This window comes from Salinithrix halophila (genome assembly GCF_042650125.1).
In the GTDB taxonomy this organism is placed as follows: domain Bacteria; phylum Bacillota; class Bacilli; order Thermoactinomycetales; family DSM-45169; genus Salinithrix; species Salinithrix halophila.
On record NZ_JBHSAP010000009.1, the window covers coordinates 518,259 to 532,213 of the forward strand.

Below are 13,955 nucleotides of genomic sequence, written 5' to 3' on the forward strand. Positions count from 1 at the left end.
TATGGTAACACATATTCTTCTTCTCCGCTCAGTAATCGCCCTCCATCCAGGGAAGAAGAACCTGTACACGGCTGATATCGGACAATTTCACATGTTGCGGACGACCTTCCATATCCTGTCCCTCGGCCATCCATACCCCCCCGATGCAGGTTACCCGCCCCGGGATAAAACGCTGGATGCGCTTCCGGTTGTCCGCCCATTTGAGATCCACCTGCAGTTCCGCTGCTTTTCGGAGGATATGCTGCAAAGTGGACGGATGGTAGGAGCGCAGGGAAGAGGTCCACATCTGAGGCAGGCGATTCAACCCTGGAACCGAATCCTCTAGTGAAGGGAAGCGATCCTCAATCGTTAGGGTATGAGCGCTTCTCTTTTCTTCCTCACCGACCGATTCCCGCGAATGGACCTCCCCCTTCCACCAGGGTCTCCCGCTCTCATTTTCCATCGGTTTCATCGCAGAATAACCCAGATCTTTCAGTTGTTCTCGCAAGGTGGAAAGGCTGGAGGGATGGACAAGAAAAGCTGTCGGACCTACCCGTTCCCCGATTTGGTCGGCCAGTTCAGGGACTGCCTCCAGATCGTCGGCCAATCGTTCGTCTCCCGTTCGGAGGAGAAGGGCCTCCTTAAAAACAACCCGGCTGTACTGTTTTGCCCATTGCCATAGGCTGATTCTCACATTTTCCGGCAGAGGGCTCGCAGAGAGTTCTTCCAAGATCCTTTCCATCTCCTCAGCCGATAAACCCCGCTCGACACCGCGTTTTACGGAAGCAGTATTGATTTCATAGGTAATCAGCTGTTCTCCTCCCATGTAATCAGTGAATTGAGCCAATATCCACCGCTTTTTCCAAGGCGTGAAGATAGGGATGAAGATTTCAAAATCTGGCTTTACATAAGCGGGGAGGTCGGGAAGCCCGCGGAAGACCGGAGGAGCCCAGGGAGACCAGGCCCACCATCCCCCTTTTTCCAGGCTGGCAACCACCCATCCCAAGGCGACCAAGGGCTGGAGCCATGCGCCTTCCCATTCCTCCAGCGATACACGTGAGCCAGCAGCCGCCTTCCAGGATAGAAAAGTATCCGTGAGAGCCACTGGGGCGTCCCCTTGGCGTTCCATCCACCACCACAGACTCTCCCACTCCGGACGCTCCTCTAAGAGCCGCCGACGGACAAACCCGAACAATCGCCCTAAAAGGACCGGCCAGGAGCAGGCGGACCAGGCTGCGAGAGCCCCTTCCCGTAACTGAAGGCTTCCTTCTCGTTCTTCAACCAAACCCTCACTTTGAGCTAAGTCGATCAGAAGTCGGAGCTCTCCCGGCGTTTTTCCTTGCCCCCAAAGCGAATCGGTAAATCTGTGATCCTCCACATCCAGATCTAATTCCGCTGCGAGTTTCCGTATCATCCGCCTCTGTACATCCCCCTGTTGTGTCAGGGAGATCCCTTCTCGTTCTACTACGATCAAAAAGTGAAAAAAACGGTTCCACAAACCCGCCGCCATCCTCTCCCCTGCAACAGACACATCCTCCCTGCTGTCCCCTCTCTCTGGCAACCAGACGGCAAGGCAGGCTTGCCGGATTTCCACAGGGCACCAATAGCCGGGCTTTCCCCAGGAACGGCGAACAGCAAAGAGAAATCCCTTCCGCTGCAACATCGTCCATCCCATCCGGGCCTGGGAGGGAGTAAGTTTGGTCTCTCCTTTATGACCGGCATCCGGTGGAATAAGATTGCAACCACAAGTAAAAACCGCATAACGGAGCAAACGGTGCTCAAGCCGATCCGGCTCCCCCTCGGCTACCTGCCGAGCCGCTTTCACCAGCCGTTCTGCCAGTTCCGACAGCTCCACATTTCCATCCCACCCGTGTTCTTCGCAAATGCGGGTATGCACATGGGGGGATAAAGACTCAAGGCACTCCACTAAGGTTTTCATTCGACCTCCTCCCACTGCTCTGCATCCATAATCGTGTACCGATATCCCTGCTCAACGAGGAATAACTGCCGATTGAGGGCATACTCCTGATCCACGGTATCCCGGCTGACAAGATTATAAAAGTGGGCTTTGTTTTCTCCGGCTTTGGGCCGAAGAATCCGTCCCAAACGTTGCGCTTCTTCCTGCCGGGAGCCGAATGTACCGGAGATCTGGACAGCTACCCGGGCATCAGGCAGGTCAACGGCGAAGTTGGCTACCTTGGAAACAACCAGCACCGGTACTTCCCCTCGGCGAAAAGCGTCATAAAGCTCCTCTCGCTTTCGTTGCTGCGTTTTTCCGGTCAGGAGGGGAACTTGGAGCCTGGCTGCAATTTCTTCTAATTGGTGTAGGTACTGGCCGATCACCAGCACTTTTTCTCCCTTGTGTCGTTTGAGAATGTTCTCCAAAACGAGGATCTTGTTTGGATTCTCAGCCGCAATGCGGTACTTCTGCTTTTGTTTCGCATCGGCATATTCTCGGCGTCGTTCTTGATCCATCGGTGTCCGAACTTCGGTGCATGCCGCTTGGGCGATCCATTGCTCTTTCTCTAACTCCTTCCATGGGACATCCACCTTTTTAGGACCGATCAGACTAAACACATCCTCTTCCCGCCCGTCTTCTCTGACTAAGGTGGCTGTCAGACCAAGGCGGCGCTTCGCCTGCAGATCCGCTGTTGCTCGGAAAACTGGGGCCGGGAGAAGGTGAACCTCATCATAAATAATCAATCCCCAATCACGGCGGCTAAACAGATCCAAATGGGGAAACTCCCCCCTTCCACCACGATGGGTCAAGATCTGGTAAGTAGCTACCGTAACCGGCTTCACTTGTTTCCTCTCACCGGTATATTCCCCTACCTGATCCTCAGTCAGTTCTGTCTTGTCGAGAATTTCGCGCACCCATTGACGGACGGAAGTCGTGTTGGGAGTCAGGATGAGGGCAGCCCGACCTACCCGCGCCATGACAGCTAATCCAACCACCGTCTTTCCTGCTCCGCAGGGAAGGACCAACACCCCGTTCCCTCCGTGATTGCTTCCTCTGCGATAAAAGGCCTCAGCTGCCTGTCGCTGGTAGTTCCGCAGCCGGAAAGTTTCCCCCGAATAAGTCTGCTCTCGCAACCGAATGGGAAGAGTTTCCCCCTCGCTGTACCCGGCCAGATCGCGAACAGGCCAACCCAGCTTCATCAACTCTTGTTTTACCAGACCGCGAACCTCTGGAGCGATTCTCCTGCATCCGTTTCTCCCCTTTTGGAGCCATGCTTTTAGCCCAGATGAGCGACCGAGCTCATCCAGTAGAATTGGGTCTGTACAACGAAGGACGAGCATACCTTCCTCCCGAATCAGCTCGATCCGACCGTATCGGGAAATGATTTCATCCATTTCCTTACAAAGAGAATCCGGAAGGTCGAACTTGCTCCGCTCCCGCAAGAATCGGAGGATTTCCGCCGCTTCTACTCCGCTTGCAGCCGCATTCCAGAGGGACAAGGGGGTCATTCGATATGTATGAATATGTTCCGGGCTTTTCACCAGTTCCGCGAAGGCCGACAACTTGTCCCGAACCTCTTCAAATTCTGGATGGCACACCTCTAGAAGGATCGTCCGGTCACTTTGTATAATTAAAGGTTGGTTCGCTTGATATCCCATCGGCAACTCTCCTTTTTTTCCGTTAGTTTTCCATCATAGGCGGGAAAACATGACGAAGAAGTGTGGTCCATGGTAGAATATTCAAGAAGAGGCTCTGTTCGTAAAATTTTTCGCAACCTTCCGTCTTGCGCTGACGTCTAATTCAGTGAAAAAGTCTTTGATGGGAGGATATGCGGATGCGAAATCGGCAGGTGATACGATTCATGTTCGTTTTAACGCTGTGGTTCAGTACCACTGGCTGTGGCAGTTCCTTTTTCGCTTCGGAGGACAGTCGGGGAGACTCTTCCTCCCCTGGTAAGGAACGCATTCTTCCTTTCCGACAGGAGTCGCTGGAAGATCTACCCGGCAACGTGAAAAGCGAAATACAACGCGCCGAAAAACAAGAAGTCCGTGTAGAAACCGGGGAGGACGGTAGGACGTATCTGATCCTTTCCCTTGGGAAACGTCCCACAGGCGGCTGGTCCATCCGAGTAAATCAAGTGGTGCAAAACAACTCCACTGTACGGGTAGACGCTGAAGAAGTTCCTCCGCCATCATCATCGTTCAATACCCAAGTGATCTCCTCCCCAATCACCGTCATCTCGCTAAAACCGGAAGGGGAAGTCAATTATGACCTCAACCTCCAAAAAGCGGAGAAACCGAAAAAAGGAGATTCCCCCAAAGACTCTCCTCCATTGGATGACCCCGGTGGAAAACCTCTTACCTACAAGGTAGAGGTGACCCTTGACCTCCCCGAAACCGTCAAGGCCAAGGCGGGAGAAGTTAAGCGTTCAAAAGGCACCGAAACAAGCATCTCCCAAAAGGATCGAACGTACCTGATTATCGGTCTTGGGGAACGACCAACCGGTGGTTATCGGGTGGATGTGGAAAACATCATCAAGCGGGGAGAAGAAATCCATGTCTACGCCAAGGAAATCGCCCCGACTCCGGGAACGATGGTCACACAGGCGATCACCCATCCCGTTCAAGTGGTTTCCATCCCCCGAACGGATGAATCCCGTGTCCATTTCCACGTAAAGAGCCGCTCTTCCTCTAAGGACGAACCCAAGCGCTTTCAGTAATGGCGCTGGAAAAAGCCTCGCAGTGTTTAGACTGCGGGGCTTTTCCATGAAGAGCGATGATGACTTCCGACGGGAAACTCATAATCCGGCTCAGGCAAATTTCCGTTCATCTTCCCGGTCTTCCCGACGGCGTTTATCCGGGTCCTCTCCCCGATCCGGTTGTTCCGGAGCAGTGGTTAGGGGTTCACGGGGAGTGGTGATCTCCGGTTCACGGCGAGGTGATACTTCAGGGATCCGCATCTTTATCCGTTTCCCTCCTTCCGGTGCCCGCAGGCAATCCTAATTTCCCCCTAATACCGAGAAACTACCCGTATCGGCCTTCACCTCTTTTTCCCTTTTCAAAAAAAGACCTTCCGATAAACGGAAGGATCATGGCAAGGAAGGGAGGAAACCCTTGAAGGGCCCCCATAAATTCCTATGAAAAAGTTACCCCATTCATGCCTCCAATCACCTTATCAACGGTTCACTTTTTCCATCCCGAAGCACACTAAAAGGAAACTCATGAGGTCATTTGTGCGGACAGGCTCGACATAGCAGGAACTGGAATATTTGGTACGAGTCAGAAATTCGGCTCTCGCCCCCGCGTTGGTTCTTATCATCAACCTTACACTCATGCGTCCTCACTTTCATCCTCCGGGTTCATAAACCAAGGGGATTCAGGGGATTCCGGCGATTCCCACAAAGGATTTACCGATTGGGGCCATGCTCGCTTTGCTTGTTTACCCTCAGGAGTCCCTTGGGACATCCTCCCAACCCCTGAAAACGAATCCCCCGGCGGCGGCTGATAGGGACCGCTCCTCTCTGTCATTCCTGCCCGGATAGCGGGATACCCATGATACGGATACCACGCCCCCTCCCCGGGAGGCAATACCGGATACGGTGCCGGCACAAGTGGGGGGGTCGGATCGGTATGCCTCCAAGGGTAGTGGAAAAGCTGGAATGGGTAAGATCGATACATGGGTATCCCTCCGTTCATTAAACGCTGTTCCATTCATTTATATGGCTGCCAGCCCTGTCCTAGTGCTTTTGGCAAAAACGAACGGATCAGAGAAGGTTCTGGGACTACCCTTTCCCTCCGTTTCCAAAGGCACGTCGATTTGTTATGATGATGGAGGTCTTGATTCCCTGGAGAAAGGGGGAAAACCTTGTGGCAGAAACGGAAGAGCGGCGTCACGAAATCGACTTGGACGCCATCCGAATCGCTCTGCAAAAAAGAGAACGAAAATATTTGCGCCCCCTGATCGAAGAATTGCAACCGTATGACCTAGGGCAAATTTTTTTCCGTCTCACCGGTATTTACCGCACACACTTTCTTAACCTTCTCGAAGCGGATGAAATTGCCGATCTCCTAGAAGAGCTGGAATCGGAAGAGCAGCAGGAAATTCTCGTTAACCTCGGACCGGATAAAGCATCTCGGGTACTCAACCAAATGTCTTCCGACGAAGTGGCTGACTTGATGGGGGACCTGGAAGAGAGTAACGTACAGAAGCTTCTTAAATCGATGGAGACGGATGAGGCCGACAAAGTTCGAGCCCTTCTTCACTACCCCGAAGATACCGCTGGCGGTAAGATGACCATGGAGTACGTCAGCGTCTACGACTATTATACAGTCGAAGAGGTGATTCAATATCTGCGGAGGGAGGCGCCGACCGCTGAAACGGTCTACTATGTCTACGTCATCGATGCAGACGACAGGCTGGTGGGAGTCGTCTCCTTGCGGGAGTTGCTGATCGCCCAGCCAGGAACGGCCATCACCGAGATCATGTATGAGCGGATCATCTCCGTTCCCGCTGATATGGACCAGGAAGAAGTGGCCAAACTGATGGAGCGGTACGACTTCCTCGCTATTCCTGTCGTTGACGACGAAGGACGCCTACTGGGAATTATCACCGTCGATGACGTCATCGACGTCCTGATTGAAGAAGCCCAGGAGGATATATCGAAGCTTTCTGCCGTCGGGCAGACGGAAATGGACATCCTCACCCATCCGTTTTCATCTGCGCGACGCCGCATTCCGTGGCTTGTTCTCCTCCTTTGTATCGGTATGATGACTGCAAATTTACTGGGGTTCTTCGAGCACACGATTGAAAAAGTGGCTGTGCTCACCTTCTTCATGCCGATGATCGCAGGTATGACCGGGAATACCGGTACCCAATCCCTCGCCCTTGTCATCCGCGGACTCGCCACCGGCCAGCTGACACGAAGTCAATATTTAAGGATTTTACGGCAGGAAGGTTTTGTCGGGATTATTATCGGTTTAGTCTGCAGCGTGCTGATCTTCGGTCTGGTGACGTTATGGCAGGACAACCTGGTGCTGGGCCTTGTCGTGGGAGGATCTCTCTTGTGCACTCTCATCCTGGGTACACTCGGAGGCACACTGATCCCCTTGCTCCTCCACATGTTGAAAGTGGATCCCACCGTCGCTTCCGGCCCGCTGATCACCACCATCAACGACGTATTTTCCCTTTTGATCTACTTCGGATTCGCCACCATGTTTCTCCATTACCTTTGATACCCCTCCTTGATGGGAGAGGGATTTTTTTATCGCCAAACAGAACTTACCCCGGCCCCGGTAAGAGGGTGAGCTCTATACAGAGACCTGGCTTTCTGATAAGCTTTGAAGTAACTACAAGTATTTCCGACAGGTTCCGCACACCCTATTGGAGCGGACCAAACTTTTTCAGGAGGTCGTTGTTCGCTTGGGAAGTATCATCGAGATCGCCTGGAACCTTTTCCTGGTGGTCTTCCTCGTCTTTCTTAACGGTTTCTTCGTTGCCTCGGAGTTTGCCATCGTCAAGGTCCGGGCCACCCGGATCGCCCAGTTACGTGAAGAGGGGGACCGGCGGGCCAATATGGCAGAGAAGGTAATCCGCCAAATGGACGCCTACCTTTCAGCCACTCAGCTCGGCATCACCCTGGCTTCTCTAGGTCTCGGGTGGATCGGGGAGCCGGCAATCGCCCATTTGATTGTGGAGCCCCTGCTCAAGGCACTTCCCTTGAGTGTACCGGCATGGCTGATTTCAACACTTGCTTTCGCAATTGCCTTCGCTGTCATCACCTTCCTGCACATCGTCCTGGGTGAGATGGCACCAAAATCGCTGGCAATCCGACAGGCAGAAGGAACCACCCTATGGACGGCCACTCCTCTTAATTGGTTTTATCGGATATTCTATCCCTTCATCACTGTGCTGAACGGAGCCGCAAATTGGTTTTTACGGCTGGTAGGTGTGGGTGAAATGATACCGGAACACCAGCAGGGACACACCGAAGATGAAATTCGCATCATGCTGGCACAGAGCCAGAAGAGCGGACATATCGACGAAACGGAACTCTCCCTCTTCGATAACATCTTCGAATTTACCGACCGGGTTTCCCGGGAGGTAATGGTGCCACGGGTAAACATGGTCTGTCTTTACACCACCGACTCCTTCGAGGAAAACCTGGAAATCATAAAAGATGCGCGCCACACTCGTTTTCCTCTTTGCCGTGAGGATAAAGACGACATCGTAGGAATCGTCCATATCCGTCACGTATACGAAAAAATGCTGAACGGAGAGACGCCAAATTTAGAGGAATTAACCCGTCCTGCTGTCATGGTCCCGGAGACGATGGAGCTCAAAGACGTATTACGGGTTCTGCAGAAAAACCGATCCGAAGTCGCCATCGTCGTCGATGAATATGGCGGAACCGCTGGCTTGGTAACCACCGAGGACATCATCGAGGAAATCTTCGGCGAAATTCAGGATGAATTTGACGACGAACGTCCATTTTTCCAGAAAACCGGTGCCGCGACCTCCATCGATGCTCGTCTCCTCATTGAAGAAGTCAATGACTACTTCGGTTCGGAGATCATCGATCCGGACAACGACACGATCGGCGGCTGGGTCTTCTCACGGCTTCAGGAAGTCCCCGAAGTCGGGGATGTCGTCACTTTTGAAAACTTGAAATTCACGGTCCAAGAGATTGATCAGCGAAGTGTCAGCCGTCTTCTGGTCAGTAAGGTGGCAACAATGGAGGATGGCAAAGACACGGACGCTGCAGTCAACGGGCCATAAAAGAGGGATCGTGCCTCGTAACGGGCACGACCCTTTTCTTTCCCGGTACCAGAAAAGTACCGAGATACATACCTATGAAAATGACTAACCATGACCACCGTTTTAAGGAGGAGATTGCCGACATGCGGATATTGGACGGATTGGAACCGGGTACTTTTGACCTGCATCTCCATACCACCGCCTCCGACGGAGCCCTCCCCCCCGCTGATTTAGTAAGAAAAGCGAAAGCAGCCGGTCTCAGCACGATCGCTGTGACAGACCATGACACGTTAGCGGGTGTAGAGGAAGCGATAAAAACCGGGCAGGAGATCGGTGTCCATGTAATCCCCGGGGTTGAACTGAGTACAAGACTACAACGTACCAATATCGACATCCTAGGCTACCATATCCAGGAGCGTCAGCAGCTTCACGACGAACTAGCTGCTTTCCGAGACGATCGGAAAACTCGTGCCATCGCTATCATCGAAAGATTCAATCATCTAGGCATGCCCCTCACGCTAGAGGATGTTCGTTCCTTTAGCGGAGACGGCGTCATTGCCAGACCTCACATCGCCCAGGCTATCGTACAAAAAGGCTACCTACCCAATGTACAAACCGTATTTGACCAGTACCTCGCCGACGGCAAACCGGCTGCTATCGAGAAAAAGGTGCTGACTCCCGAAAATGGTATCCGCATGATCCGCCGGGCTGGTGGGATAGCCGTGCTGGCCCACCCTGCCCTGATCGGAGATGATGGAATCGTAAGGCGGGTACTCGAAGTGGGACTCGATGGTATTGAGGTATGGCATCGAAAACATACGAGAAAAGATGCCCGTCGTTATTTGCGGCTGGCCGCAGAATTCGATCTCCTCGTCACGGGAGGATCGGATTTTCATAACGATGAACACACCCTCGGTGCTCCCATCTGATCAAGAACCCCCGTCAGATACCCCCAGCTTGCCGCTTCATCGCGTTTGCTTATTCATACGAACCTGGAGCACCTGAATCAGCGACCGCAATCGAGCTTCGTAGGTATGATCCTTAAGGGTTCGCTGATAAGCCCTGGCGGCAATCCGCTCCCGCTCTTTGTCATGAGCGAGATAATATTCGATTTTTTGCTTCAAATCCTTGATTCCTTTAAACGCGATCACCTCCTCCCCCAACCGGTAATAACGGCCCAGCTCCTTCCGTTGGGATACCAGTTGAAAGGATCGACAAGCAGCGATGTCGAAGGTACGATTATTCGGCGTGAAGGCGGGAATGCCAAAAGGATTCCCCTTGACGTCATTTTTTGTGCGATGAATATTCAACACAATCTTGGCTCCATTATAATATTTCGCTGTCTCCGAGGATGGGATCGTCTGGTTGATAATTCCATGATTCAATTGCTTATAATGTTTTAACCTCTCCCACCATCGACCGACGATAACAAATTTCTTTTTCCGTAGAAAATCAACCATCTGATCGAAGGTGTGCAGACGGGCAGGCAAAGCGCTTCCGACGAAACAGATATCCGATTGGTACTTCTCAGGTACACGCTCCGGATGGTACGTCGCTTCGTTAACACCCAATGGAAGATGAATACAGGGTTTTTTTCGCTTTCGATAAAACGAGAGGCAGCTGGATTCTTGTGTCACCATAAAAGTATAGGGCGGGACCTGCCTACTGTGATAGCGGAGTAGATAGGGGTCATCCACCACAAATAACCCGACCGGAATGCCCATTTTCCTCAATTGGGTGACCCTCTCCCCAGATATTGCCCCCCGCAAGGATAAAATCACATCGGGGCGAAAGGATTGGACCCGGTTGAACAATGTTGCGATCGGTTCAACCCGTGGCCGATAAAACTGAAAGTGGAAGTCTTTCAGCTTTTTTTCCAATCGACGAAAGGCCTGGATGAGATTTGGGTCCAGTTCTGCGTAAGAAGGACCTCCTGAAGTGATATACAGTAACTTCATGAACGATCTTCCTTTTCATTCATTTCTGTCGTCTGGAAGCCTTATCGCCGCGACGTCGATTTGTCAACAGAAAATGTTCTAGGATCTTAACCAGATGGCGTACCCTTGAATCGTATGTGTGTTGGCGAAGAGTACGATGGTAGGCCCGTGATGCAATACTTTTTCTCTCTGCCTCGTTGGCAAGGTAATAGTCCATTTTTCCCTTTAAATCCTGAGCTCCATTGAAACAGATGATTTCTTCGCCCAGCCGGTAAAATCTACCCAAATCACGTCGTTGGGAGATGAGTTGGAATGAGCGGCATGCGGCAATATCGAATGTACGGTTATTCGGTGTAAAGGCGGGCAAGTTTAAAGGATTTTTCTTAATATCGTTACACGTACGGTGAATGTTCAATACAATTTTGGATCCGTTATAATATTGGACCACTTCCGATGGCGGGATATTTCCATCAATAATATGGGGCTTTAAGCGAGAATACTGTTTCAGGCGCTGCCACCATTTACCGATGAGGATGAATTTTTTTTGCAGCAGAAAAGGAGCCAGCTGATCGATGATATGGAGACGTTCCGGAAAGGCGTTGCCAACAAAGCAAACATCCTTGCTGTAATGTTCTTTCACCTGTAAGGGCAGATATGTTTTAGGATTGACCGCCAAAGGGAGGAAATAGGCCGGTATCTTCCTTTTCCGATAAACAGGGACACAACTGGACTCCTGGGTAAGAACAAATTGGTAAGGCCGTGCAATACGTAAGCTGTCAGACAGGTGATAGGGATCGTCTGCCAACCAAACACCGACTGGGACTCCCAGGGAACAAATCTTGCTTACCAAATCCCTCGGTACAGCGAAACCTCTCATCACTAACGCTACATCCGGCTGGAACAATCGGATTTTTCGAAAGAGGCTTTTTGGCCCCTCCCGCTCAAGATCGAAAGAAATAAAACAAAAAGACTTTTTTTCGTTTTGCATCCGACGGAAAGCTTCAATTACGTTAGGGTTGAGATGAGCCAGGGAGCCCACCCCTTTTGTAAGGAAAAGTAAACGCATAGACACCCGCTCCGTTTGATTTCGGAATCCATCCGGTCAACATGACGAGCAACAAAGTCCAACGGGTGAACTACGGATACCTGCCTAGGAGACGAACACCCACTATTCGTACGAAACGGCGTAGCCGTTCAAGGTACGTATGCTCGCGAACCGTCCGTCGATAAGCCCGAGTAGCGATTCCTTTCCTTTCCCTCTGGTGATTTAGGTAATAGGCAATCTTCTGCCTCATCTCATCCGCTCCTCTGATGGAAACGATCTCCTCTCCCAATCGGTAAAACCGTCCCAGATCCCGGCGGTGGGTAACCAGTTGGAACGATCGGCAAGCGGCGATGTCAAAGGTCCGGTTGTTGGGAGTGAAAGCGGGGATCTCCAAAGGGTTGCGACGGACATCGTTTTTAGAGCGATGGATATTCAACACAATTTTTGCCCCATTGTAATACCGAGCCACTTCCACTGGAGAAATCGTCCGGTTCATAATGCCATGTTTCAACTTTTCGTAATGCTTTAACCGATCCCACCATCGCCCGATGAGGAGGAACCGTTTTTGGAGCAAAAACTCCGCCATCTGATCGATATATTGTCGACGAATCGGTGTGGCGCTGGCTATGAAACAAATATCCGACTTATATCTCTGATTGACTCGAAGCGGATGGTATAACTGCTGGTTCACGGCGAGAGGCAAGTAAAAACACCTTTTATTTTGCCTTCGATAATAGGGTAAACAGGCGAAATCCTGGGTGATCATGAAGCTGTAGGGTTGCATCATCACCGAGTGTTCCGAAAAGGAATACGGATCATCCACGATATACAATCCGATCGGAATTCCCGTTTGACGGACCTGATCGACGACTTGCCGAGGGAGGGCGCCCCGCAGCGAAATAATTACATCTGGCCGGAAAGAATAAATTTTTGAAAACAGGGTGGTGATTGACTCCTTCCCCGGATGAAAGGTTAAAAAGTGGAAATGTTCCTCTTTCTTCTCCAATTCGGTAAATCCGCTTATTAAGTTAGGGTCCAGGTGGGCAAGAGAATGAATTCCCGAAGTAATATAAAGCAGTCGCACATCCATCACCTTTTTTGTCACTTTATATTTTTCAGGACCTGCTTCGCAAAAACCGATGCATGATATGAATGAGTTGGCGCATCCGGACGGTATAAGTGTGATCTCGGAGTGTGCGCCGGTAAGCCCGGCCAGCAATCTCCTCCCTTTGCTTATCGTGAATCAGATAATAGTCGATCTTTTGTTTCAAATCCTTTAGGTTTTTATACGTGATTATCTCTTCTCCCAACCGATACAACCTCCCGAGATCCCGACGCCTGGAGACTAACTGAAACGAGTGACAAGCAGCGATGTCAAAGGTTCGGTTGTTGGGTGTACAGGCGGGCAAATGATAGGGATTTTTGTTGATGTCATTAAGAGGACGGTGAATATTTAAAACGATTTTCGCACCGTTATAATAGCGGGCTGTCTCGGAGGGTGGAATGTTCCGGTTGATCATGCTTTTCTTCAAGCGGGAATAATGCTTTAGCTTCTCCCACCCTTCCCCAACGATAATCACTTTCTTTCCGGAGAGAAGAGGGATCAGATGATCCATGAGACGAATCCGATCCGACCAAGCACTACCGACAAAGCAGACATCCGATTGATAATCCCGCTTCACATTTCCCGGAAAATAGTGGGTAGGATTTACCGCAAGGGGAAGGTGGAAGGCGGGTTTGTTCCTTCGGTCCCTGTAAAACGGCAAACAGCCGGAATCCTGCGTGACCATGAAGTCGTAGTAGGGTACCATCCACTCATAATCCTGGATATGATAGGGATCATTAACCACCCACAACCCAACCGGAACCTTTGGCGCCCATTTTCGTATATCGGAGTTAACCGCATGGGCTTCCTTACAAAAAACCAAGATGATGTGAGGATGAAAAAAGCGGATTCGCTGGAACAGCTTTTCCCTTGATTCCAGTTTTGAATAGTAGGTCTGGATGTGAAAATTGCCTAGGCTTCGCTCTAATCGCCGAAAAGCCCCGATCACATTTTCACCCAAGCGGGACAAAGTTTTCATACCGGAATAGATGAGAAGTAACCGCATTCTTCATTTTCTCCGTTCTTTGCGTACTCGGCTATCACCCTATCTTATTTTTGGTCGGCTCTTGCTGTTCGCCCGATTTTTACGAATGATAAAAACCACACATTTGTACCTTCACTGCCATTCCAGGCTCCTCATAAAGTAAAAAAAGCAACTACCGAGGAGGTTGGAGC

At 51.0% G+C, this 13,955-nt stretch carries 11 protein-coding genes; 4 read left to right on the top strand and 7 right to left on the bottom strand.

Annotated elements, in window-relative coordinates:
- Nucleotides 1-28: 28 nt before the first annotated feature.
- A complete protein-coding gene (locus ACFOUO_RS08790) occupies nucleotides 29-1,918 on the bottom strand; it encodes a helicase-associated domain-containing protein (RefSeq protein WP_380704286.1) in 1,890 nt (629 codons plus the stop codon).
- A complete protein-coding gene (locus tag ACFOUO_RS08795) occupies nucleotides 1,915-3,597 on the bottom strand; it encodes a DNA repair helicase XPB (RefSeq protein WP_380704288.1) in 1,683 nt (560 codons plus the stop codon). Before ACFOUO_RS08795 ends, ACFOUO_RS08790 begins: the two co-directional genes overlap by 4 nt.
- A gap of 176 nt (nucleotides 3,598-3,773) precedes the next feature.
- On the opposite strand from ACFOUO_RS08795, the gene ACFOUO_RS08800 reads away from it, so the two are divergent.
- Complete coding sequence (locus ACFOUO_RS08800) at nucleotides 3,774-4,658, top strand: protease complex subunit PrcB family protein (RefSeq protein ID WP_380704290.1); 885 nt, start codon at nucleotides 3,774-3,776, stop codon at nucleotides 4,656-4,658.
- A 90-nt stretch (nucleotides 4,659-4,748) separates the two neighbouring features.
- Here the strand turns inward: ACFOUO_RS08800 and ACFOUO_RS08805 are convergent, their stop codons facing one another.
- Nucleotides 4,749-4,898, bottom strand: a complete 150-nt coding sequence (locus tag ACFOUO_RS08805) for a hypothetical protein (protein WP_380704292.1) — start codon at nucleotides 4,896-4,898, stop codon at nucleotides 4,749-4,751.
- A gap of 907 nt (nucleotides 4,899-5,805) precedes the next feature.
- Here ACFOUO_RS08805 and mgtE point away from each other — a divergent pair.
- From mgtE to ACFOUO_RS08820, 3 genes are all read left to right on the top strand, one after another.
- Complete coding sequence (gene mgtE / locus ACFOUO_RS08810; protein WP_380704294.1) at nucleotides 5,806-7,170, top strand: magnesium transporter; 1,365 nt, start codon at nucleotides 5,806-5,808, stop codon at nucleotides 7,168-7,170.
- Nucleotides 7,171-7,357: 187 nt separating this feature from the next.
- Nucleotides 7,358-8,713 carry a hemolysin family protein gene (locus ACFOUO_RS08815; RefSeq protein WP_380704296.1) on the top strand — a complete coding sequence of 452 codons (1,356 nt, stop codon included), beginning with the start codon at nucleotides 7,358-7,360 and terminating at the stop codon, nucleotides 8,711-8,713.
- A 122-nt stretch (nucleotides 8,714-8,835) separates the two neighbouring features.
- The gene (locus ACFOUO_RS08820; RefSeq protein ID WP_380704298.1) at nucleotides 8,836-9,621 is read left to right on the top strand and encodes a PHP domain-containing protein; all 786 of its coding nucleotides are present in this window, start codon (nucleotides 8,836-8,838) and stop codon (nucleotides 9,619-9,621) included.
- 36 nt (nucleotides 9,622-9,657) lie between these two features.
- Here the strand turns inward: ACFOUO_RS08820 and ACFOUO_RS08825 are convergent, their stop codons facing one another.
- The 4 genes from ACFOUO_RS08825 to ACFOUO_RS08840 all read right to left on the bottom strand — a co-directional run bounded on the left by ACFOUO_RS08825 (nucleotide 9,658) and on the right by ACFOUO_RS08840 (nucleotide 13,785).
- The gene (locus tag ACFOUO_RS08825; RefSeq protein ID WP_380704300.1) at nucleotides 9,658-10,650 is read right to left on the bottom strand and encodes a CgeB family protein; all 993 of its coding nucleotides are present in this window, start codon (nucleotides 10,648-10,650) and stop codon (nucleotides 9,658-9,660) included.
- Between the two features lie 19 nt (nucleotides 10,651-10,669).
- Nucleotides 10,670-11,695, bottom strand: a complete 1,026-nt coding sequence (locus ACFOUO_RS08830) for a CgeB family protein (protein WP_380704302.1) — start codon at nucleotides 11,693-11,695, stop codon at nucleotides 10,670-10,672.
- A 70-nt stretch (nucleotides 11,696-11,765) separates the two neighbouring features.
- Entirely contained in the window at nucleotides 11,766-12,764 is a 999-nt protein-coding gene (locus tag ACFOUO_RS08835) for a CgeB family protein (protein ID WP_380704812.1), read from the bottom strand.
- 25 nt (nucleotides 12,765-12,789) lie between these two features.
- Nucleotides 12,790-13,785 carry a CgeB family protein gene (locus tag ACFOUO_RS08840; protein WP_380704304.1) on the bottom strand — a complete coding sequence of 332 codons (996 nt, stop codon included), beginning with the start codon at nucleotides 13,783-13,785 and terminating at the stop codon, nucleotides 12,790-12,792.
- Between the last annotated feature and the right edge of the window lie 170 nt (nucleotides 13,786-13,955).

Excerpts from the sequence above, each read along its gene's own strand:
- ACFOUO_RS08840 (WP_380704304.1), bottom strand. The coding sequence starts at position 13,785 with ATGCGGTTACTTCTCATCTATTCCGGTATGAAAACTTTGTCCCGCTTG.
- ACFOUO_RS08790 (WP_380704286.1), bottom strand. The coding sequence starts at position 1,918 with ATGAAAACCTTAGTGGAGTGCCTTGAGTCTTTATCCCCCCATGTGCAT.
- ACFOUO_RS08800 (WP_380704290.1), top strand. The coding sequence starts at position 3,774 with ATGCGAAATCGGCAGGTGATACGATTCATGTTCGTTTTAACGCTGTGG.
- ACFOUO_RS08805 (WP_380704292.1), bottom strand. The coding sequence starts at position 4,898 with ATGCGGATCCCTGAAGTATCACCTCGCCGTGAACCGGAGATCACCACT.
- ACFOUO_RS08795 (WP_380704288.1), bottom strand. The coding sequence starts at position 3,597 with ATGGGATATCAAGCGAACCAACCTTTAATTATACAAAGTGACCGGACG.
- ACFOUO_RS08825 (WP_380704300.1), bottom strand. The coding sequence starts at position 10,650 with ATGAAGTTACTGTATATCACTTCAGGAGGTCCTTCTTACGCAGAACTG.
- ACFOUO_RS08820 (WP_380704298.1), top strand. The coding sequence starts at position 8,836 with ATGCGGATATTGGACGGATTGGAACCGGGTACTTTTGACCTGCATCTC.
- ACFOUO_RS08835 (WP_380704812.1), bottom strand. The coding sequence starts at position 12,764 with ATGGATGTGCGACTGCTTTATATTACTTCGGGAATTCATTCTCTTGCC.
- ACFOUO_RS08830 (WP_380704302.1), bottom strand. The coding sequence starts at position 11,695 with ATGCGTTTACTTTTCCTTACAAAAGGGGTGGGCTCCCTGGCTCATCTC.